The organism is Plantibacter sp. PA-3-X8 (assembly GCF_003856975.1).
Lineage (GTDB): Bacteria > Actinomycetota > Actinomycetes > Actinomycetales > Microbacteriaceae > Plantibacter > Plantibacter auratus.
In genome coordinates this window covers 1,770,380-1,792,457 of the sequence record NZ_CP033107.1, presented here as the reverse complement: position 1 = coordinate 1,792,457, position 22,078 = coordinate 1,770,380, and the positions used below count along the sequence as shown (strand labels likewise).

General features: G+C 69.4%; 13 protein-coding genes. 6 read left to right on the top strand and 7 right to left on the bottom strand.

Going from position 1 to position 22,078, the window contains the following annotated elements; genetic code table 11:
* Nucleotides 1-3 precede the first annotated feature (3 nt).
* Together EAO79_RS08530 and EAO79_RS08525 are read right to left on the bottom strand one after the other, a co-directional pair.
* Nucleotides 4-1,296, bottom strand: a complete 1,293-nt coding sequence (locus tag EAO79_RS08530; RefSeq protein ID WP_241161023.1) for a C40 family peptidase — start codon at nucleotides 1,294-1,296, stop codon at nucleotides 4-6.
* 427 nt (nucleotides 1,297-1,723) lie between these two features.
* On the bottom strand, nucleotides 1,724-2,209 hold the full coding sequence (locus EAO79_RS08525) for a MarR family winged helix-turn-helix transcriptional regulator (protein ID WP_197977384.1): 486 nt from the start codon (nucleotides 2,207-2,209) through the stop codon (nucleotides 1,724-1,726).
* A 486-nt stretch (nucleotides 2,210-2,695) separates the two neighbouring features.
* Between EAO79_RS08525 and EAO79_RS08520 the strand changes: the two genes are divergently transcribed.
* The 4 genes from EAO79_RS08520 (at nucleotide 2,696) to EAO79_RS08505 (ending at nucleotide 8,789) form a co-directional block, all read left to right on the top strand.
* A complete protein-coding gene (locus EAO79_RS08520; protein ID WP_241161022.1) occupies nucleotides 2,696-4,240 on the top strand; it encodes a sugar transferase in 1,545 nt (514 codons plus the stop codon).
* Nucleotides 4,241-4,713: 473 nt separating this feature from the next.
* Nucleotides 4,714-5,982: a glycosyltransferase gene (locus EAO79_RS08515; RefSeq protein ID WP_124768718.1), complete on the top strand. Its 1,269-nt coding sequence runs from the start codon at nucleotides 4,714-4,716 to the stop codon at nucleotides 5,980-5,982.
* Nucleotides 5,979-6,752, top strand: a complete 774-nt coding sequence (locus EAO79_RS08510) for a CDP-alcohol phosphatidyltransferase family protein (RefSeq protein ID WP_124768717.1) — start codon at nucleotides 5,979-5,981, stop codon at nucleotides 6,750-6,752. Before EAO79_RS08515 ends, EAO79_RS08510 begins: the two co-directional genes overlap by 4 nt.
* Nucleotides 6,753-7,148: 396 nt before the next feature.
* Nucleotides 7,149-8,789, top strand: coding sequence for a hypothetical protein (locus EAO79_RS08505; RefSeq protein WP_124768716.1), 1,641 nt, complete (start codon nucleotides 7,149-7,151; stop codon nucleotides 8,787-8,789).
* A 33-nt stretch (nucleotides 8,790-8,822) separates the two neighbouring features.
* Here the strand turns inward: EAO79_RS08505 and EAO79_RS08500 are convergent, their stop codons facing one another.
* From EAO79_RS08500 to EAO79_RS08490, 3 genes are read right to left on the bottom strand one after another with little or no spacing between them, the layout of a single operon-like run.
* A complete protein-coding gene (locus EAO79_RS08500; RefSeq protein ID WP_124768715.1) occupies nucleotides 8,823-9,767 on the bottom strand; it encodes a glycosyltransferase family 2 protein in 945 nt (314 codons plus the stop codon).
* A complete protein-coding gene (locus tag EAO79_RS08495; protein WP_124768714.1) occupies nucleotides 9,764-11,272 on the bottom strand; it encodes a lipopolysaccharide biosynthesis protein in 1,509 nt (502 codons plus the stop codon). Before EAO79_RS08495 ends, EAO79_RS08500 begins: the two co-directional genes overlap by 4 nt.
* Nucleotides 11,269-12,414: a glycosyltransferase gene (locus EAO79_RS08490; protein ID WP_164486922.1), complete on the bottom strand. Its 1,146-nt coding sequence runs from the start codon at nucleotides 12,412-12,414 to the stop codon at nucleotides 11,269-11,271. Before EAO79_RS08490 ends, EAO79_RS08495 begins: the two co-directional genes overlap by 4 nt.
* 221 nt (nucleotides 12,415-12,635) lie before the next feature.
* Between EAO79_RS08490 and EAO79_RS08485 the strand changes: the two genes are divergently transcribed.
* Together EAO79_RS08485 and EAO79_RS08480 are read left to right on the top strand one after the other, a co-directional pair.
* Nucleotides 12,636-14,069: a polysaccharide biosynthesis tyrosine autokinase gene (locus EAO79_RS08485; RefSeq protein WP_164486921.1), complete on the top strand. Its 1,434-nt coding sequence runs from the start codon at nucleotides 12,636-12,638 to the stop codon at nucleotides 14,067-14,069.
* A 14-nt stretch (nucleotides 14,070-14,083) separates the two neighbouring features.
* The gene (locus tag EAO79_RS08480; RefSeq protein ID WP_124768711.1) at nucleotides 14,084-15,442 is read left to right on the top strand and encodes an O-antigen ligase; all 1,359 of its coding nucleotides are present in this window, start codon (nucleotides 14,084-14,086) and stop codon (nucleotides 15,440-15,442) included.
* Here the strand turns inward: EAO79_RS08480 and EAO79_RS08475 are convergent.
* Together EAO79_RS08475 and EAO79_RS08470 are read right to left on the bottom strand one after the other, a co-directional pair.
* Nucleotides 15,376-16,299, bottom strand: a complete 924-nt coding sequence (locus EAO79_RS08475; RefSeq protein ID WP_124768710.1) for a glycosyltransferase — start codon at nucleotides 16,297-16,299, stop codon at nucleotides 15,376-15,378. The genes EAO79_RS08480 and EAO79_RS08475 overlap by 67 nt on opposite strands.
* A 10-nt stretch (nucleotides 16,300-16,309) precedes the next feature.
* Nucleotides 16,310-21,994 carry a PKD domain-containing protein gene (locus EAO79_RS08470; protein WP_124768709.1) on the bottom strand — a complete coding sequence of 1,895 codons (5,685 nt, stop codon included), beginning with the start codon at nucleotides 21,992-21,994 and terminating at the stop codon, nucleotides 16,310-16,312.
* Nucleotides 21,995-22,078: the final 84 nt, after the last annotated feature.

Below are 22,078 nucleotides of genomic sequence, written 5' to 3'. Positions count from 1 at the left end.
GGATCAACCCGTCGGGCGACCGACGTAGGGTGCGACGTCGCCGGATCCCCAGATGCCGCCGACCCGGGTGCCGGCCCGCTCGTTGGCCGCTTCGACGATCTGGCCGTTCCCGAGGTAGATGGCGACGTGGTAGTAGTCGTAGCCGCTCGACCAGAAGATGAGGTCGCCCCGCTGCTTCTGGCTGTAGGGCACGAGGCGTCCCTGCGACTGCATCGTGTAGTACTGGTTCGTCGCCGAGTGCGTCCCGATGCCGCTCCCGTAGGCCGCGCGGGTGAGGCCCGAGCAGTCCCAGACGTTCGGCCCGGAACCGCCGAGCTGGTAGCCCTTGCCGACCTGGGCGAGCGCGAAGGCGATCGCCGACTCGACGCCGGCGGAGTCCGGAGGTGCGACCGAGCCGCCGCCGCCACCGCTGGACGCGCCGCCGCCGCCACTCGATCCACCGCCGCCGGACGAACCGCCGGACGAAGCAGGAGGGGTGTTGGCCGCGGCAGCAGCAGCCGCTGCTGCCGCCGCTTCCGCTGCCTGGCGAGCGGACTCACCGGCCGCGTACCCGCGCTCGGTCTCGGCAGTGGTGTTCTTCAGGGAGGCGAGCTGCGCGTAGAGCTGGTCGGCCTGCTGCTCCTGGGCTGCAACCGCTGCGGATGCCGCCGCCGAGGCGCTCTCCGCCTCGTCGTACTTCGTCTGTGCTTCGCCCTCGAGACGTTCGCGTTCCGTCTTCGCCACCTCCGCCTGGTCGGTCAGGCCGCTCGCCGCGTTGCGGTCGGTCACCGCCTCGGCGTAGCTAGCGGCGTTCCGTTCGCCCAGCTTGTCCATGACCGACAGCCGGGACAGCAGGTCGTCGGACTTCCCAGCGCCGAGGACGAGGTCGAGCGAGACGTCGCCACCGCCGCCACGCGACAGCTGCGCGATGAGCGCTCCGGCGCGCTGCTTCGAGACCTTGGCGGCGGCCGCAGCGGCCTCGGCCTGCTCGCGCAGCGCCGACTCGCGGGCGGTCGCCTCGGTCACGGCGTCCTGCGCCTGACGATAGGCCTCGGCGGCGATCTGCGCCGTGCGGAACGCGGCGTCGGACTGCTCCTGCAGCGAGGTGATGAGTGCGGTGATGTTCGTGATCTCGGCGGCCTTCGCGGACTCGCTCGACTTGGCCGCTTCGACATCGGCCCAGCTCGGATAGTCGTCCGCGTGGGCGGGCAAGGCACCGACGGTGAGTGACGCCGTGACGACGCCGACCGAGAGGGCCATCGCCAGCCAGGGACGGCGGCGGCCGTACTGCGCACCGGGCGTTCGTGCGGGGGTCATCATTCTCCAGTCCGACGACACGATCACGGCGAGCTCGGCGGGTCGCGGCCGTCATCCTGTCACAACAGTCACAATAGAAACTTTGATCACACTAGCCACTCTCGTCCCGGAGCACCAGCTCGAATCCCCCCCGGACGGGGCACGGGTGCGCCTGGGCGTGCCCCTGAACGGACACCCGAAGTGCCGCCCCGGCCGGACGCCCTCGCATCATGAAGGTTCCTCGTGGGCGCTTCGACAAGCTCAGCGACCGGGAGAGGTGCACCCGGACCTGGAACGGTCCCTGAGCCCGTCGAAGGACAGCCCCGGGTGGGCACCTGCGCATCGCAACGGTTCCTCCGGGCACTTCGACAGGCTCAGTGACCGGGGGCGAGCTCAGTGTGACCGGGGGCACGCTCAGTGACCGGGGAAGGGCGGCCCGGCAGGCAGGTCAGGCGGGTTCGACGTCCTCGGGCGACCAACGGGCGGACTCACCCGAACGGATGATCGCGAGCAGCTGGGACCGCAACGCCGACTCGTCGGGTAGTTCCGGGAAGACGTCGGCCTCGAGCCGATGCGCGGCCAGCCAGGCCTCATCGCCCGCCGGCGTCCGGCTCACCACGTGACGACGACGGTCGTCGGCCGCGGCGATGCGCTCGATGTGGCCGGCCCGCTCCAGTCGGTCGAGCGTGCGTGACATCGTCTGGTTCTGGACGCGGGCTCGTCGGGCGAGCTCCTTCTGACTGGCGGGGCCGCTGTCGAGCAGGTGCAGCACGATGAGACCGGCGTGGGTCACCCCGATGCCGTCCAGGGCCTGCTGCCAGGTGTGCTCGATCAGTCGTGACGCCGTGGACAGGAGGCGTCCGGTGGGCCAATCGGCCATGGGATCGCGGGCGGCGTCGGCGATCACGCCATCGGTCGCGCGCGCTCCATCCATGGCACCAATGTAGTCGCTGAGCGTACGGCCGAGCCGCCACCCACCACCGGTGTGACGTCGGCGGACCGTGCTGTCCCCCACCAGGTGGCGACGAGAGCGACCGACGAGGTCCGTGGCCAATTTGATGAATGACGACGGAATCACGCGTCCAGGATCGCCCTCACCCCCAGAATTGGGGGCCGTTACCCCCCTGGAGTGGGGGATCCGCCGATGACCCCCGCTTCCTACAGTTGAGGGATATCCAAGGGGGACGCTCATCTCGACCGGTATCACCGGTCGGTCGTGGGCACACGAGCGACGTCGCGTTCTCCGCGGGCGGCCCGAACCGCCCGTGCGCACCGCGCACCAGCACCACACCCGAACCCACAAGTGGATAGCAGCCCTCATGACGACGTACCCGAACCGCCGTCGGACCTTCCGACGCCCCTGCCCGCACACCCGGACCGCGGCCACCCTCCCGCACCCCTCGGAACGGTGGACCACCGCGTGAGCACCGACATCAACGAGCATGCGTTCCCGATCACCGGTCCGATCGCGAGCCCCATCGGGCTGCACCGGCGTCGTGCCGCCGCACTCGGTACGGCCTCCTCCCCCGCCGCGGTCGCCTCGCTGACGCAGCGCGAGTGGTCGAAGCGATACCGTCGTCGGGTCGTCCTCACGGACAGCGCGATCGCGCTCTTCGCCGTCTCCGCCGCGTTCGTCGTGCGATTCGGTGACGCCCCGGTCGGCCCGGAGGGCCAACAGCTCTACGTCCTGCTCTCCGCCGTCATCGTCGTCGTGTGGCTGGCCTTCCTCGGGTTCACGAGGACACGGGACAGCCGCATCATCGGTTCCGGTGTCACCGAGTACAAGCGCGTGGTCAACGCCAGCGCCTTCGCCTTCGGCATCCTCGCGATCGCCTTCCTCATCCTGAAGATCGACATCGCGCGCGGGTACTTCATCCTCGCGCTCCCCGCGGGGACGCTGGCTCTCCTCGCCTCACGGTGGATGTGGCGCAAATGGTTGCTCAGCCGCCGTCGCGTCGGTGAGTACACGGCACGGACCGTGGTCGTCGGTCGGCGCGACGACGTCGACTACGTCCTCGAACAGGTCGCGAAGCAGCACAGCATGAGCTACACCGTCGTCGGTGCGGCGATCGTCGACGAGGAGACCGCCGAGCCGTTCTCGAGCCGCGGACGATCCGTACCGGTCATCGCCCACGTCGACGGCGTCGCCCAGGCCGCCGCGAACCTCACCGCCGACGCGGTCATCATCGCCGGACCCGTCGACGGCGGCAGCGACTACATCCGCCGGCTCGGGTGGGACCTCGAGGGCACCGCGACCGAGCTGGTGCTCGCCGCGCGGCTCACCGACGTCGCCGGACCCCGCATCCACTTCCGTCCCGTCGAGGAGTTGCCGCTCATCCACGTGGAGATCCCGCAGTTCGAGGGCGGTCACCACATCATGAAGCGCGCACTCGACGTCGGCCTCACGAGCCTCGGCATGCTGCTCATCTCGCCGCTGCTGGCCCTCATCGCCCTCGCGGTCAAGCTGGACAGCCCAGGCCCGGTCCTGTTCCGGCAGGAGCGCGTGGGACGGAACGGCGAACGGTTCACGATGTTCAAGTTCCGATCGATGGTCACCGACGCCGAGGCGGCACTCCCCGCCCTCATGGCGCAGAGCGAGGGCAACGGCGTACTCTTCAAGATGAAGAACGACCCGCGGGTCACCCGCGTCGGCCGCATCCTCCGCAAGTACTCCCTCGACGAGTTCCCGCAGCTGTGGAACATCCTGACCGGCGACATGAGTCTCGTCGGCCCGCGGCCACCGCTCGCGAGCGAGGTCGCCGAATACGAGAAGGACGTCCACCGCCGCCTGCACATCAAGCCAGGCCTCACGGGCATGTGGCAGGTCTCCGGGCGTTCCGACCTGACGTGGGAGGAGAGCGTCCGCCTGGACCTCTACTACGTCGAGAACTGGTCCATCACGGGCGACCTGATGATCATGTGGCAGACCGTCAAAGTCGTGCTGAAACCGGTCGGCGCCTACTGATGCACGACCACTGTCGGTGTTGCCCCCAAAGCGAGGGGTGTCCTGCGAAAAGAGGACAAATCCCCTTCCAGAGGGGACAACACTTCGATACAGTCGTCTTCACCACCGCGAACTGGTGGGTCTCCCGGCACCCGAACCCGCCGAGCCCCACCCGGTCAATGAAGCCATTCGCGCGCATGCACCCGAAGCTGCGACGAGTCACGCGACGCTTACCCGAGCCGACCGCGCCTCCGTCCCGTCCTCACCCGACGACGGACGCTTCGCTCGCACGCTCGTGAGCGGCACCATCATCGACGTACACCGGTTCCCGACCGAGCACCCGATACCCGAACGCCGGCGCCTGAGGCGCCGGGCAGCAGTACCGCCGCACCGACCCGAAACCCGTGCGCCGGTCGAACGACCATGAGAGACCCGAACTCAGCCATGTACAGCATCGTGCAGTCCTTCCTGCGAACAACGTCCGCGTCCACCCGATGAGCGACCCGAGACGCAAGACCGTCGCCCACGGCCGACGTCCCGACGGCACGCTTCGCATCGCGATGGTCGGGACCCGAGGGGTCCCGGCTGCCTACGGCGGATTCGAGACCGCCGTCGAGGAGATCGGCAGCAGGCTCGCCGCGCGCGGCCACGAGGTCACCGTCTACTGCCGCCGCACCGCGGCCGAGCAACCGGCCGAACACCTCGGGATGCGACTCGTGCACCTGCCGGCGGTCCGCAAGAAGGTCTTGGAGACCCTCAGCCACACCGCGCTGTCCGTCCTCCACATGGCGGTCACCCGACGCAACGACGTCGCCTTCGTCTTCAACGCGGCGAATGCGCCCTTCGTCCCCGTCATCCGTGCCAAGGGCGTCCCGACCGCCGTACACGTCGACGGCCTCGAGTGGAAGCGCGCCAAGTGGAGCGGCTCCGGCAAGCGCTACTACCGGTGGGCGGAGGAGCGGTCCGTGCGCACCGCTGACGCCCTCATCGCGGACGCGGCGGGGATCGCCGACTACTACGAGCAGCAGTTCGGCGTGCCGACCGAACTCCTCACCTACGGCGCCAAGATCCTCGAGCAGCCTCGGACGGATCTGCTCGGCTCCGGTGCCGGCGTCGAGGCCGGTGCATTCCACCTCGTGGTCGCCCGCTTCGAACCGGAGAACCACGTCGACCTGATCGTCGAAGGCTTCATCCGCAGTGCCGCGCGGCACCCGCTGGTGGTCGTCGGCTCGGCACCGTACGGCGCCGAGCACAGCGAGCGCATCGCCGCCCTTGCCGCGAGCGACCCCCGGGTGCACCTGCTGGGCGGCGTCTGGGACCAGGAGCTCCTCGACCAGCTGTACGCCGGCGCACTCACCTACGTCCACGGCCACTCGGTCGGTGGAACCAACCCCTCGCTCCTCCGCGCCATGGGTGCCGGTACGGCCGTGATCGGCTTCGACTCCGTGTTCAACCACGAGGTCGTCGGCAGCGCCGGCTCGTTCTTCGCGACGGCCGACGAGGTCGCCCGCCTCGTCGAGCAGGCGGAGGGGGACGAGGCGGGCACCGCCGCCCTCGGCGCAGCCCTGCAGGTGCGCGCCGCGGATGTCTACCGCTGGGACACGATCGCCGACGGCTACGAGGCGCTCGCCCTCCGTCTGGCGGACGGCGCGACGATTCACGGCACCGGACGCTTCACCCGCCTGCCCATCGACTGGAACCCGAAACCGGTCAGCGGCATCAACCCGACACGCATCACCGAGAGCACCGGAGGATTGGCATGACCCGAATCACTGCCGACACCCGTTCGACCACCGAGTCCTACACCGAGATCGTCGCCCGGCTGGCCGGTGCGCAGAAGAAGCGCGCCGCCGGAGCCCCGGCCTACTCGATCTACGTGAACCGCAAAGCCGGCCGATACCTGGCCGCCGGCGCCTACAAGGTCGGACTCACCCCGAACATCGTCACGGCCATCAGCGCGGTGTTCACCTTCTCAGGCATCGCGATGCTGGCCATCCTCCCGCCGGCGTGGTGGGTCGGCATCGCCGTCTGGCTCGCGCTGGCGATCGGCTACGCCTTCGACTCGGCTGACGGACAGGTGGCGCGTCTGCGCGGCGGCGGATCCGCCAGCGGCGAATGGCTCGACCACGTCGTCGATGCGACGAAGATCTCGACCCTGCACCTCGCCGTGCTCATCATGGTGTTCCGTCACTTCGAGTTCACGGATCCTGCGCTCTACCTCATCCCGATGGGGTACACGGTCGTCGCAGCGGTGTCGTTCTTCGCGATGATCCTGAACGACCAGCTCAAGGCCGCCTACGGTTTCAAGCCCGCTGCGGACGCGCGCAGGAGCTCACCACTCCGCTCGCTCCTCGTGATCCCCACGGACTACGGGTTCCTGTGCCTGGTGTTCCTGCTCATCGGCGCGCCCGTGCTCTTCTTCGCCGCGTACACGCTGATGTTCGTCGCGAACGCCGGCCACCTGCTGCTCGCCTCGGTCAAGTGGTTCAGGGACATGGACCGCCTCGGTGCGGCACCGGTGTCCGCCGAGTAGCGGCGCTCCCTCCCCCTCGACGTCGGTCGTCGCCTCCGGGCGACGACCGACGTCGTATTCGTGGGCACGTTCACGGCCGGTTCCGAGGGGGGCATCACCGACGTTCTCCACGCCGGTTCTCCGACGCCGATGACGGGCGCACAGCTCCGCCCTGCGTGCGTGGAATCGTCGTCGGCGTTCCTCTCTTATAGGCCACCCTCCTGCAGCCGAGCGCGAGCGGACGGGCGCCCTGCAACTGCCATCCACGGTTCGGGGGTCATCAGCTCCGACTCCACCAGATCCGGCTTGCGAAGCGGGTTTCGGTTCGGGCAAGGTATTGCACACTCGCGATGCACGGACCCCCCGATCGGGGGAGGATCCCGCCGAACCGAAGCAGCTGTCCGACGGAGGATTCACATGGGTGGATGGAGTGGTGCCAGGCGCACCGGTGCTGACGGCGGAACCGGGGCGTCGCTCGCGACACCGTCATCCTCACGGATCAGGGCGGCTGTCCTGACCGGAGGGCTCCTGGCCCTCGTCGGGACGACGATCGTGGCCGGGCCGGCCGACGCCGCGACGAACGGGTCACTCGCCCTGCGGACCGGCTACTCGACCGCGGTCACCGTGTCGGAGGCTGTGCTCGGCAATGTGACGGCGTCCGCGTCCTTCACCGTGCCGGAGCAGCGCTCCACCTACCTCGCGGTGCAGATGCGTTCGACCGATCCGGGATCGGGATATCGAGCCAAGGTCCGCATCCAGGATGCCGGAGAGGTCTCGGTCGGTATCGTCCGCGTCGTCGGCGGCGTCGAGACCACGCTGGCGAGTGGTTCGACGAGCCTCGCGGTGTCGACCGGTCAGCAGCTCCGGATCGAGGGCGTCGTCGCCGGCACCAACCCGGTGCGGATCGCCGTTCGAGCGTGGGCCGACGGTGCCGCGAAGCCCGGGTGGCAGCAGTCGATCGCCGATGCGAGCTCCCGACGGATCTCGACCCCCGGCGTCGTCCGCCTCTGGGGATACCTGTCCGCGTCGGCGGCGCTCAGCGCGACCGTCCCGTTCTCGAACGCCTCGACCTCGACGGTCGTGCGGCCGCCCGCCCCGACCCTCACGACCCCGCCGGACGACGACCCCGCGCCCGGCCAGCCGTCACCGGCTCCGAGCGCATCGCCCAGTCCAGCCCCATCCGCGTCACCCTCTCCCGCTCCGTCGGCCGTCCCCTCCCCGGATCCGTCCCCGTCACCCGCTCCGCCGACCGGAGGTCAGCCGAGTTCCCCGCCGAAAGACCCGGTGAAGCCCTCGGCGAGCACGACGGGTGTCCCGGCCGGGACGAAGCTCACCCGATACGACGGCGACCTCACGATCACGACACCGGGCACCGTCATCTCGGGCCTCGACATCCACGGCTTCGTCACGGTGAAGGCACCGGACGTCACGATCAAGAACTCGATCGTCCGCGGCGGCAAGGCACGGGGGTACGCCCTCGGACTCATCACGAACTACGGGTACGACAACCTCCTCATCGAACGGGTCGACGTGATCGCCGAATTCCCGTCGGTCTACTTCGACGGCATCAAGGGCTGGGACTTCACCGCCCGCGGCGTGCACGTCGTCGGCAACGTCGACTCGATCAAGATCCACGGTGACAACGTCCTGGTCGAGAAGTCCCTCCTCGAGGACACCGTGTTCTACGCGAACGACCCCGCGCAGGGCGGCGGGTCGACCCACAACGACAACATCCAGATCCTGCGCGGCAAGAACCTCCGGATCATCGGGAACACCATCCGCGGCGCGACGAACTTCGCCATCCTCGGCGGTGCGGAGCAGGACGATGTGACGCTCACCGTCGACGGGAACTGGATCGACGGAGGCCATTGCTCCGTGAAGCTCCAGACCCGCAAAGGGTGGAGCCAGACGGCCACGGTCACGAACAACAAGTTCGGACCCAACCGGGTGGTCTCCTCGTGCCCCTTCACCGCGTACCCGGCGGTCAGCCTGACGCAGAGCGGCAATGTGATGGAGCTCACGGGGACGGTCGTCAGCGCACTGCTGCTGGTGTCCTGACCGGGAGACATCCGGGTCGGCGACCAGTCCGGGTCAGTGGGACGCCCGCGCGTACTCGCTGTACACGCCGCCGAACGCGCCTGCGATCATCCCCGCTCCGCGTCGGGCGGTGCGGCGTCCTCGCGCATCGTGCCGCATCGAACCGCGCACCCGTCCGAGCAGACTCTGCGCGGAACCGCCCACCAGCCGCACCGCACCCTTGGACAGGAGCCCTGCGCGGATCCGCAGGCGGCCGAGGCGAGACGGTTCGAGCACCAGGGACGTCCTGCTCCAGGAGTTGCCGCTCCGGTAGGCGCGCTGCAGGACCCATGCCCTCGTGATCCGGCTCACCGGCACCTCGTCGGTCACCTCGGCCTCGTCGCACCAGAGCATCCGTCCTCCCTGCGCCACGATCGCCCGGGAGAAGAGCGTGTCCGAGCCACCCGACAGACCGAAGCGGTGGTCGAACACGATCCCGTGCCCACGGAGCCATCGGAGGTCCAGGAGGAGGTTGTTCGTCGCAGCCACCGTGATCTCGGTCCCGGTGGCGAGGCGCCGCCGGTCGAAGAACCGACCGGCCTCGACCCACGGCTCCGGCTCACGCTCGAAGACGGACACGACCGACCCCACCACGGCCACGACGGACGGATCGGCCTGACGGTAGACCTCGACGAGCTGCGCCAGCCACCGTGCCGACGGCACCTCGTCGTCGTCGATGAACACGAGCAGGTCTTGGTCGCCCGACGCGGCGAGGGCACGGTTGCGTCCTGCGACGATCCCCGGGACCGCCTCGTGCACGTAGACGCCCTCATCGCCGAGTGCCGCGACGACCGCTTCACGCGCGCCGGCCTCCGGGTCGTTGTCGACGACGAGGATCCGCACGCTCGCATCGACCATGCGGCCCTGCTCGACGAGCTTGGGGATCAGGTCGACGATCTGGGAGACACGCTTGTAGGTGAGCACCGCGATCGTCAGGGTGGTGAATGGTGGGGTGCTCATACGGCATCCTCTCCTGGAGTGGTCGGCTTGGGCGCGCGACGGGACCCGATGGTCTCTCGGGCCCGCTGGACGAACCGTCGCGCGGTGCGGCGGTGGAAGAGCAGGAAGACCCCGACGCAGCTGAGGACGAAGGCGAGACCGCCGACGACGAGGTGGAGCAGGTCGGGGAGCCCGAGCAACCCGATGCCGAGGTAGACCGCCGCGCCCCAGATGCTCGCGTGGACGGCCGGCAGCATGACGCCGAGCTGGGCGCGGATGCGGACACCCGTCAGCCGGCGCTGGATCGCGAGGAGCACGGGCGCGAGGACGAATCCGGCGATCGTGTACCCGGCTGCGACGCCGACGACGCCGAACTGCAGACCGATGACGATCCCGCCGACCTGGAGCGCCGTGGCGAACAGCTCGTATCTGAGGTTCAACGAGGCGAACCCGAGGGCCTTCATGAGTGACGGGGTGATGTAGAACACCGTTTCGCGGGCGCCGCCCAGCGCCAGGATCGAGATGAGCACCGCGGCGGCGGCCCATTCAGGGCCGAGGACGGCCATCACGAGTTGGGGAGCCGCCGCGGAGATGAGCACCATGATCGGGATGACGGTGGTCGCCAGCATCTCCGTCGCGTCGGTGAGCTGCCTGGCGATCCGGACCCGGTCGCCGGCGTTCCTGGAGAACACGGGGAAGAGCACCCGGTTGACCGTCTGCCCGATGAGCTGCACCGGGATGGACAGGACGCGGTAGGCCATCCCGTAGAACGCGAGTGAGGTGACGCCGAGGAAGCGTCCCACCAGGATGTTGTCGATGTTCCGCGAGAAGTACGCGATGCAGTTCGTCGCGAACACCTTGATGCTGTAACTCAACAGCATGCCCATGCTGCGGAACGCGAGGTTCGGAACCGGCCCGCGGAAGGCGATCAGGAGCACGACCGCGACGAGCGCATCGGTCACGAGGGTCTGGTAGACGGTGGCGAAGAAGTCGGCGCCGAGCAGTGCCGATGCGATACCGGCGATCGCGCCGATGACCGCGCCGACGACGTCGGCGACGGCGATGTGCTTGAACTGCAGCGTGCGGGACAGCATCGCACGAGGCACGACGGCGAGCGCCTTGAGCGGCAGGAGGACGCCCAGGATCCGCAGCACCTCCGCCAGCGCGTCGACGCGGAAGAAGTCCGCGATGACGGGGGCGAGGAACCACGTGAGGACGGCGAGGAGGACGGCGAGGAGGATGTTGAGGGTGGCGACCGCACCGGGTGCTCGTCGTTCCAGGGAGGGCCGCTGGATGAGCGCCGAGGAGAGGCCCTGGTCGAGCATCAACGTGGTCAGGGTGACGTAGATCGTCGCGGCGCTCACGACCCCGTAGCTCGACGGGCCGAGGATGCGTGCGATCACCAGTGCGCTGGCGACCTGCGCGAGCTGCCGCAGGATGACGGCGGTGCCCGACCACTTCACGCCCTGCGCCGTCGTCTGGGGCGGTTTCCTGAGCCCGTCGTCAGCCGGGTCGGTCGCCGTCACGACGCAGCCTCGACCCCACGGCTCCGACGCCCCTGGAGCGCCCGGGACACGGCGGTGCGCAGGTGTTCGCGGTAGGAGGCGGTGCTGTGACGCTCGGTGGCGACCAGGGCGTCACGTTCTGCGGCCTCCCGCACGTCCGACCAACCCGTCGCGATGGACTCGATGGCGCTCGCGATGGCGGACGCGTCACCGGGGGCGACGAAACGCGCGGATTCGTAGCCGGCGGCCGCCTCCCGCAGACCGGAGGTGTCGCTGACGACGACCGGGCGCGCCGCGAGCATCGCTTCGACTGCGGTGTTGCCGAAGGGCTCGTCGACGCGAGAGGAGACGACCATGACGTCGGCGGCACTGATCATCGGGTAGGCGTCGTCGACGAACCCCTCGAAGGCGACACGCTCCTCGAGCCCGAGTGCACCGACCCGCTCGCGGAGCGCCTCCTCGAACCACTCGTACCCGGGGTAGACCGCGCCGACGAGGCTGAGCGACGCCGGCAGGGTCTCCGGGAGCTGTGCGATGGCCTCGACGACCACGTCAGGCCCTTTGCGCGCCGACAGGCGGCCCACGTACACGACGCGGATGCCACCCTCGAGGGTGGGACGGGGGGCGTGGACGGTCCTGGGAGCGGTGACCCCGTTCAACACGATCTCGGATCGTGCGGCCAGTGCTGGGAACATCCGCTCCACGGTCCGCTGCGAGAAGCCACTGTTGTAGACGATGCGGTGGGCGAGATGGAGGGGGGCGGACAATGCGAACCGCGCCAGACGTCCCGCGCTGTCCTCCGCCTCGTGCACGTGCACCACGAGCGGGATGCGGGAGAGCCTCGCGATCACGTTGGCGATGGGGATGGTGACGGTGCTCACATAGACGACGGACGGTCGCACCCGACGGACGAGGCGCCGTCCGCGGAACACCCACACGATCGAGCGGCCGGCGAGTCGGACGAGCCCGACCGGTGACAGCATCGACTTGCGGAGCACGGGGAGGTCCGTGACCTCGACCTCCGCACCGATCCGACGCAGTTCGTCCACCAGTGGGCCGTCGGACGCGAGGACGACCGTGACCGGCACGTCCCGCTCCGTATAGGCGGCGACGCTCTCGAGCAGCACCCGGTCGGAGCCGTAGAGCTCCGCGCTCGGGTGCATGACCATGACTCTCATCGAGCCGACCCCATCTCGTCGCAGCGTGTTGCGAGCGGGCACCCAGGCCCAGGTCACGCTTCGGGTGCGAACGGGGCGGCGGAGACAAACGGGTACACGCTGGAATCAGCGTACCGGACTGCGGACGTCCCGCACCGCTCACGGCGTTCGGTCCTCGGAGAACGCCGTAAGATGCGATGCAGGCCCGACCACCCAGGAGACCACCCGTGACTTTGCTCGGATACGTACGCGCCATCGTGACCGGGTGGTGGATCGTCGCCATCGCGCTCATCGCGGGCCTCGGCCTCGCAATGGTCTACAACTCGATCAGCACCCCGGTCTACGCGAGCAGCGTCAAGTTCTTCGTGTCCACCCAGACCGACGTGGGCGGTTCGGCGCTTGCCGCGGACGAGTTCGCGCAGCGTCGCATCAACTCCTACGTACAGCTGCTCACGAGCGAGTCGATGGCTCGTCAGATCATCGAGTCGAGCGGGGTCGACCTCACGGTCGCCGAGGTCTCCTCACGGATCAACGCCTACTCCGACCCGGAGACCGTCCTGCTGGGCGTGGAGGTGCAGGACACCGACAAGGACCGGTCCTTCGCGCTCGCGCGCGCCGTCGCCGACCAGTTCGGTCAACTCGTCTCCACGCTCGACAACCGCGGTGATGCCGAGCTTGCGAACGTCAAGTTGAACGTGGTCTCCGGTCCGACGCTCAACGAGGACGCGATCTCACCGAAGAAGCCCCTGAACCTCGCGCTCGGTGCCATCGTCGGACTCGCTCTCGGAGCCACGATCGCCATCGTCCGTAAGACGAGCCGCCGGGCGATCGGGACCGCCACCGAGCTCGAGGACGCCCTCGAACTGCCCGTGCTCGCGAGCATCCCGCGGGTCCGCACCCGCGGACTCCTCGCCCGGCGGGCGGCGGGCGGCCATGATCCCGCCGGCCAGCTCGACCGGCCGGTCGAGCGTCTCGTCGCGGGTCTCGGCCTGGACGTGGCGAAGCCACGGCAGCAGGTGATCCAAGTCTCCAGCGCCCATGCGGGCGACGGGCGGTCGCTCGTCGCAGGCTCCCTCGGGCTGTCCCTGACCCGGTTCCACTCGACCGTGGTGATCGTCGACGCCGATCTCGCCCATCCGGCGCTCAGCGCGGCCTTCGGCCTCACCGAGTCACCGGGCCTCGGCGAGTACCTCGCCGGAGAGGCGGAGGTGTCCGACATCATCGCTGAGACCTCCACCCCGGGCCTGCTCGTCATCCCGGCGGGCCGTGCGCACCTCGACGCCGCGCAGGGGTTCGCCTCGACCCGGTTCGCGCAGCTGGTCGAGCACATCAGGGCGAACTGCGACCTGGCCGTCATCGACACCGCTCCCCTGTTGCCCCGCATCGACGCCTCGCTCATCGGTCGGCTCTCGGACGGCGCGGTCCTCGTGGTCGGTCGCGACCGGGCGACCAAGCCGCAGCTCCTGAGCGGCATGGAGGCGCTCGCGCCGGCCGGCACCCTGGTCCTCGGTTCCGTGCTCAACTCGTCTCCACGTCCGTCCAGGCGCCACGGGGGCGCCCATGCGCGTCGGATGGACGAGCAGCTGCGTTCCCTCATCGGTCAGCGCGGCGGAGACGAGCGACCGAAGACGACGGCCCGGACCGCTCGCGCCGAACCGTAAGCCGCGCTCCGCCCATGACCCAACTCATCCTCTGGATCCTGGTCTGCCTGGCGGTGGCGCTCGTCCTGCGCGACCGCCCGATGGCGAGCGTCGCCATGGCGGTCTCACTCTGGTTCCTCGTCCCGACCGTCGGCGGATACGTGCTGACCGGCCAGGCGAGCGGAGGGCTGGCGTTCCATCCGGCCACCTGGCTGGTCATCGCCACCGTCGCGATGCAGGTGATCCACAACGGACCGCGGCTCGCCGAGGTGGTCGCCGAGCACGTCGTGGTGTTCCTCGCGCTCGGGCTCGTCGTGTCGGTCGCGTTCGTCACGACCCGGTTCAGCAGCTACGGCGGCGGCATGAATCTGCTGGTCGACCAGATCCTCGTGCCCGTATTGCTTCTGCTCCTCATCCTCGAGGGTGCCGACCGCCGGTGGCTGTTGCGCCTCCGCGATCTGATCATCCTCCTCACCACCGTCGCCGTCGCCGTCGCGATCGCGCAGTGGATCGTGAAGGAGCCGATCGTCTACGCGGCAGGCTTCGAATCCCAGTACTGGTTCAACCCCGTCCACGACCGGTGGATGGGCACGCTGGACCAACCGCTCGCGCTGTCCCTCGCCGTCTGCGTCGTGACCCCGCTCCTCGCCGGTGTGCGCCACTGGTGGCTCCGGCTGCCACTGCTGGCCGTGATGTTCGTCGGCGTCCTCGTGTCGCAGTCGCGCCTCGGGCTCATCGTCATGATCGTCGGCGCCCTGTACGTGGTCGGGATGTCGACGAAGAGTGCCGCCGCACGACTCGTCGGCATGGTGCTCGCCTCCGTCGCGATCGTCGCGACCGCCCTCTCACCCCTCGCGGCCGGCGTCCTCGATCGTGTCCAGGACGACACGGGGTCCACCCGCGCCCGGCTCCTCGCCCTCGACTTCTTCGCCCGGGAATGGCCGGACTTCCTGCTGACGGGGCAGGGGATCTCCTCCAGCTACCGGATCGGGTCGGCGGCCGGCCTCGGCACCAGCCTCGAGAGTGCCGTGCTCATGTACTCGATCGACATCGGGATCGTGTTCGCGCTGCTGTACTTCGGGACGATGGTCGCACTGCTCGTGACCGCTCGACGATGGGTCTCGATGCCCGGGGTCATGCTGGCCGGTGCGATCGCGGTCATCATCCCCCAGACGTACAGCTCACTCGCCACCCGCTCCGTCGCCGGCATCGTGCTCTGGGCGGTGATCGGCATCGCCGTCGCGGATGCGACGATCGGCCGCCGGACGGCTCTCGCGCTCAGGCCACCCAGGGTCGTCGTCGCCCGACACGCCTCCCGGCGGTCCGCTCAGGTGCCGGTCCGCCTCGCTCCGCGATCGATGCCGGTGAGGACGGCTCGGTCCTCCGGTCCGTAGACCCGGTCGATGGCGTCGTCGTTCCCGGTTCCCGCCACATTGTCCGCACGCAGGCTGATCACCTGGGTTCCTGGGACGGTGAGGAAGTGCACGGCCTTGTCGCGGACCTGGGCGACCGGCACGCCGGCGCGCAGGGCGATCGCGTGCAGCCAGATGTCGTCGGCCTTGGGGGTCACGGTCTCGAAGGCACGCCCGGCTCCGTGGAGCGCGTCGAGCATACGTGGCGGGTACAGGACACCCGAGACGCCGAGGGCGAAGTTCGCCGGGGACGGTGCGGTGTCGGATGCCGACGGCCACGAGCCGTAGGGTGCGAAGCGTCCGTCGTCGTCCAGTCGCACCACCCGTGCCCAGTAGCAGTGGATCGTGTCGGGGCGCGTTCGACCCGCCTCGAGCAGGTCTGCGAGCCATCGACGGGGGTAGATGATGTCGTCGTCGGCCGTCACGAGCGGTACCGACCGATCCGGCGTCGATTCGACGTACGGCCAGTATTTCGTGTGGGGGCCGAGGTTGTCGGCGAGACGCACCTCGAGCCCACGCCGCTGCAGACGTCGAAGCTGCGGCGTGGACCGTTCCAGAGCGTCAGCGTCATCGAGCCAGAGGATGATCCGGCGAGGGCGGACCACGCCGCGTCCGATCGACTCGATGGTGGTGTGAACAGCGTCGATCCGCACGCCGTAGCTCGTCAGCGAGACGACGGCATCGCCGTCTCCGAGCAGCGAGGACCGACGCGTGGCTTCGAGCGCGCCGAGGGTGATCGTGTCGAGGCGCGCGACGAGGTGCTTGAGCCGCTTGCGAGCGCGGCGCAGCGCGCCGCCACCCTTCGGTGACGACGCGTGGCCGGTGGAGACGGCGCTCATCGAGCCGCGCTCACTGGACGGGCCGAGCGACGAGGCTGTCGAACGACACGGACACCGGGAAGTTGGTCGAGCTGCCACTCAGGTACGCGACGAGCGCGACGGTCCCGGCGCCCTGCAACTCGGCCGATGCGTCGGTCGCGGTCGTCTGCCAGGCGGCCGGCTCGGTGGAGGCCGCAGCCCAGACCTTGGCGCTGATGGTCGACGTCCCGCTCCCCGTCACCTGCACGCGCACGGTGTACTCCGTCGCAGGAGCGAACACCCCGGCCACGGCGACCGTCTTGAGGGTGGTCTCCACACCCGCGACCGTCTTCGTGACGTAGAGGGTCATCGCGCCGTTGGAAGCGACCTTGACCTTCGCCCGGTAGTCGTTCCCCGGGGACACCTGGCGGCCCGCGAGGGAGACGAAGGCGCCTCCACCGTCGGGCAGCTTGTCCAGGGAGAAGTTGACGGTGGCGTCCGTGCTCTGCGCCGAGACACCGGCCAGGTACGCGCTCACTCCGGCGCCGGCCTTCGTGAGCTTGAGCACGCCCTTGCCGGCCGCCACGGACGCGTTGGCCGCTCCCCCGGTGACCGTCCAGGCACCACCCGTGTCGGCGTTGCCGAAGCCGCCGGCCTGGGTGCGCTCGAACGTGTCGGCAGCGAACTTGGCTGCCGGGTCCACCGGCGGGTCGACCGGCGGGGTCACCGGGGCGGTCACGGTCGCGACACTCGTGACGGTGCCTGTGGCACCGACGTTGTCCGTCACGGTGAGCCGCACCGTGTAGGAACCTGCCGCGGCATAGGTGTGCGTCGCGGTGGCACCGGTCGCGGTCCCGCCGTCTCCGAAGTCCCAGGCGTAGGAGGCCAGCGTCCCGTCACTGTCGCTCGACGTGGAGCCGTCGACACTCAGCACGAGGTCCGCAGCCGACTGGGTGAACGCGGCCACCGGGGCGACGTTCGCGACAGGTGGGGTCGTCGGGGCACCGACGGGCACCACCGTCAGACTGTCGAACGCCACGGAGACCGGGAAGTTGGTCGAGCTGGCGCTCAGGTAGGTCATGACCCCGACGGTTCCCGCTGTCTGGAGGACGGCCGTGCTGTCGGTCGTCGTCGTCTGCCAGCTCGTCGGCTCGGCAGTGGCGGTGCGCCACGCCTTCGCGTTGACCGTGGTCGCGTTGGCGCCGTCGACCTGGACACGGATGGTGTACTCCGTGCCGACCGTGTAGGTGCCTGCAAGGGCGACGGTCTTCAGCGTGGTCTCCGCGCCGCCCACCGTTCGGGTGATGTAGAGGGTCATCGCGCCGTTCGACGCCACCTTCACCTTCGCCCGGTAGTCGTTGCCTGCGGACACCTGGCGTCCGGCGAGCGAGACGAATGCCCCGCCGCCGTCAGCCACCTTGTCCAGGCGGAAGACGACGCTGGCGTCGGTCGAGGTCGACGAGACGCCCGAGAGCGACCCGTTCACGCCTGCCCCGCCCTTGGTGAGCTTCAGCACACCCTTGCCGCCGGTGACGGTGGCGTTCGCCGCACCTCCGGTGATCGACCAGGTGCCGCCGCTGTCCGCCGTGCCGAAGCCACCCGTCACCGAGCGCGTGAACGAGTCGTTCGCGAGCGAGGTCGGGGTGACCGGTGCGGTGACGGTCACGCTGCGCGTGGTCGAGTTCGTCGCACCGCCGTTGTCGGTCACCGTCAGCGTGACCGTGTAGGTCCCGGCGGCGGCGTAGCTGTGCGAGGCCGTGGCTCCGGTCGCCGTCCCGCTGTCGCCGAAGTTCCAGGAGTAGGACGCGATGGTGCCGTCGCTGTCGGTCGAGGTGGAGCCGTCGACCGCGACGACGAGGCCGCTCGGCGTCGCCGTGAAGGCGGCCGTCGGAGCGACGTTGGCGGGAGCCGCGACGGTCACGACGGAGGTGCTGCTGCCCGTCAGGCCGTCGTTGTCCGTCACCGTGTGCGTGACTGTGAAGCTTCCGGCGGCGGCGTAGGTGTGCGAGACCGTGGCTCCGGTGCCGGTCTGACCGTCGCCGAAGTTCCAGGCGTGCGACACGATCGTGCCGTCGCCGTCGGTCGAGGTCGAACCGTCGAGGCTCACCGCGAGACCGGCGGCCGACTGCGTGAAGTGCGACGTCGGCGCGACGAGGACCGGCGCGCTGACGACGATGGTCTGGGTGACCTCGCCGATCGCGCCCTGGTCGTCCGTCACCGTGAGCTTGGCCTGGTAGCTGCCCGCGGCCGTGTAGGTGTGCGACGTGGTGGCGCCCGTGCCGGTCGTGCCGTCACCGAAGTTCCAGGCGAAGGACGCGATCGAGCCGTCAGGATCCGTCGACGCCGAAGCGTCGAAGGCGACCGTCAGGTTCTGCGCGGACGGACTGTAGGCGGCGGTCGGAGCGACGTTCGGGAGCTTCGTCGTGACGGAGCCGGTCGTGGTCGCCGTCGCGCCCCGGTTGTCGGTGACGGTGAGGGTCACGGTGTGCGCACCGGCCGTCGTGTAGTCGTGGCTCGGCGTCACGCCGGTCCCCGTCGTCCCGTCGCCGAAGTCCCAGGCGTAGGACGCGATGGTGCCGTCCTGGTCCGCCGAGGCGGAGGCGTCGAACTCCGCGTGCAGGTCGACGGCGGAACCGGTGAACGATGCGGTCGGAGCGACGTTCGGCACCACGCCCGTCCCGAGTTCCCAGTGGTTCTGGACCTGGGCGTTCGTGAGCGGCGTCGGGTAGACGGCGACCTCGTCGAGCGTCCCGGAGAAGAACGGGTCGGTGCCGTTCCACACGTTGTCACCGGCGATCCGCCAGTAGCCCGCGTAGTCCTGCGCACCCGTCTGCGGGTTGGTGCCCTGCAGCGCCCCGTCCACGTAGAGCTTCATCCCGTCGCTCGACTGCTCGGCCACGAGGTGGTGCCAGGCACCGTTGTTGAGGCCGGCGACCGAGGTGATCGTGTTCGTCTGGCCCGTCCAGGTCCCGAAGGTCAACGCACCGTTCGGCTCCATGTAGACGTGGCGGTCGTAGCTGCCGGACGTACCGGTCTGACTGCTCCCGAAGCCGATGAGCTTGCCTCCACGCGTCGTCGTGGTCTTGAACCACAGTTCGAGGGCGTACGAGTTCGGGCTGGAGAACTGGTCGTTGCTCGCGACGCCGGCCTGCTGCCAGCCGCCCTGGTTGATGGGGTCGAACGCGGCGGCCTTGTTGGCCGTCCCGGTGATCGCACCGTCGACGCCCTGGTTCACCCGGCCGGTGTACGTTCCGGCGTGATCGCTCTTCGAGGAGTCGAGCGCCGCAGCGCCCGCCGTCTCGCCGAGTCGCCAGTACAGCGTCGGGTCCAGGTTGTAGACCGAGGCGCCGTAGCCGTCTGCGGGCGCCGCCGGGATCGGCGAGGTCCGTCCGGAAGCGACGAAGTGGTTGATGATCGAGTCCTGGCTGAGCGCAGCGTCGTAGATGGCGACCTCGTCGATGTTGCCGGCCAGGTAGGACGATGACGGCTGGTTGGGCCAACCGCCCAGGTTGTCACCGCCGATCCGCCAGTAGCCGTTGAAGGGCTGACCGGTGGTCGTGTCGGCACGGCTCGCCACGAGGCGGCCGTCGACGTACAGCTTCATCCCGGCGCTGCTCATCGACGCTGCGACGTGGTGCCACTGTCCGTCGTTGTAGCTCTTCGACGAGTTCACGGTCCTGACCTGGCCCGGGTAGACCCCGAAGAAGATCCGGCCGTCGTTGTCCAGGTACACCTGGCGGTCGTAGTTGTTCGAGTTGCCGGTCGCAGAGCCGCCGAAGCCGATGATCTTGCCACCGCTCGTGGAGGTCGTCTTGATCCAGCTCTCGACGGTGAACGTGTCCGGGGACAGCTGTACGTCCGGCGTCGTCACGTTCCCGTTGGTCCCGGAGAACCCGTAGGAGGCGTTCGTGTCGCCGATCCCCGAGCCGTCCTGGTTGAGCGAGACGTCACCGGTGATGTTGCCGTCGGCGAAGCCCGCCCAGTCCTCGGCGGTGGTGCCGCCCGATTCACCGAACCGGTAGTAGGTCTTCGGGCTGTCGGCCAACACGGACGACGAGTACGCGCTCGAGCTCTGACCACCGGACGCGATCGTCACGGTCACGGTGTCGGAGCGAGCGATGTTCCCGAAGGGGTCGGTGGCGAACACCCGGTAGCGGTAGGTCTGACCGGGGGTCAGACCCGTGTCGACGTAGCCCATCGAGCCACGTTGCCAGAAGGTCGACTCCTTGGTCGTCGTGTAGATCGGCTTGGCCGTGTTGCCGTCGCGGATCACCTGGTAGGTGAGGTTCGTGTTGTCGCGGTCCCAGTTCGCCGTCCAACGGATGCGTGCCTGGCCGTTGACCGACGAGGTGACCGTCGGGTTGAAGCGCGAACCCGTCACGACGGGACCCTGCGCGTTCGGCGCCTTCGACGACACCGCGAACCGGACGAGACCCTGCTGACCGGATCCGTTCACGTTCTTGAACTCGCCGCCCATCACGACGTACTGCGTGTTACCCGCGACGGACCATGGGCCCTGGTTCTGACCGGTCTTGGTGCCGGTGTCGAGGTTCGGGAACCAGTTGAGGAGCGTCGGCGAAGCCTGACCGCCCCAGCTCGGGTAGCCGTAGATGTCGGGGGTCGCCGTCCCGGTGGCCGCCTTGCTGAAGGCGATCCCGCGGTAGAACGACCAGGGGTCGGTCTGCGGGAACCCACCGATGTTGCCGCAGTAGTGTGCGTGGCCCGCGGTGTACACGACGTCTCCGACGACCGCGGCACTGTACGTGTCACCGTGGCAGTCTGCGACCCACTGGAGCGCCCCGCCGTCCCATGAAGCGCGGAAGCTGTTCTCGAGGTTGCCACCGGAACCGAAGACGTAGCCGGTGCCGTAGACGCTGTCGCCGTCGGAGGTGAGGCTCGTGATCCCGGCCTGGGTGCCGCCGTTGCGCACCTTGTCGTTCGCACCGAACGGCAGCAGCGCACCGTCGGTGAGGTTCACGGCCGCGACACCGTACCCCGGGTTGGTCGAACCGTTGACCGACGTGAACTGGCCGCCGACGACCGCCTTCGAGCCGTCGGGCGACAGGACGATCGCGTTCACCCGCCCGCCGTCCGCCGCCGGTGCCCATGGGAGGACCGCGCCGTTGGAAGCGCTGGCCGCCGCGAGGCGGAGGCGCTGGTCGGTCCCGACCGAGGTGAAGAGTCCGCCGAAGTAGACGGTGCTGTTCGTCGCGGCGATTGCGCGCACCGTCGAGGCCGGCTTCGGGAGGAAGGAGGTGATGAGCGCGCCGGTGGTCGGGTTGAGCGCGGCGATCCGCCACACCGTCGCGCCGTTCACCGCGGTGAACGAACCGCCGACGTAGATCCGCGAGCCGTCGGGGGATGCCGCGACGCTGACCGCCTCGCCGCCGGTGAGGCTCGGAGCGAAGCCCTGGATGAGCTCACCGGTCGAGAGCTTGTACGCGAGGATGTTGTTCCGCGTCACCGTGTTCGTGCCGGGGGCGGCACCCGCCGGACGGGCCGTGGAGAAGTCTCCCACCGCGTAGACGGTGTCGCCGACGACGATCTGCTGCCAGACCACACCGTCCACCTGGACGGTCGGGAGCGCGTCGGCGCTGACCGTGGTCGGCGAGGCCGGACTGGTCGGATCGACCGGCGCGGTGTCGGCGTACGCAGGCGTGGCGACGAGCGCGCCCGTCAGGACCGCGGCGAGCGCCACGGCCGCGACGGCAGCCTTCGAGAAGAGAGAACGGGTCATGATCGGGTGCCCCCATCAGTCGCCGAGCAGGCGACCGGTAACGGTGAGAGAGATGCACGACACGGCTTCGGGTGCAGTGGCGCG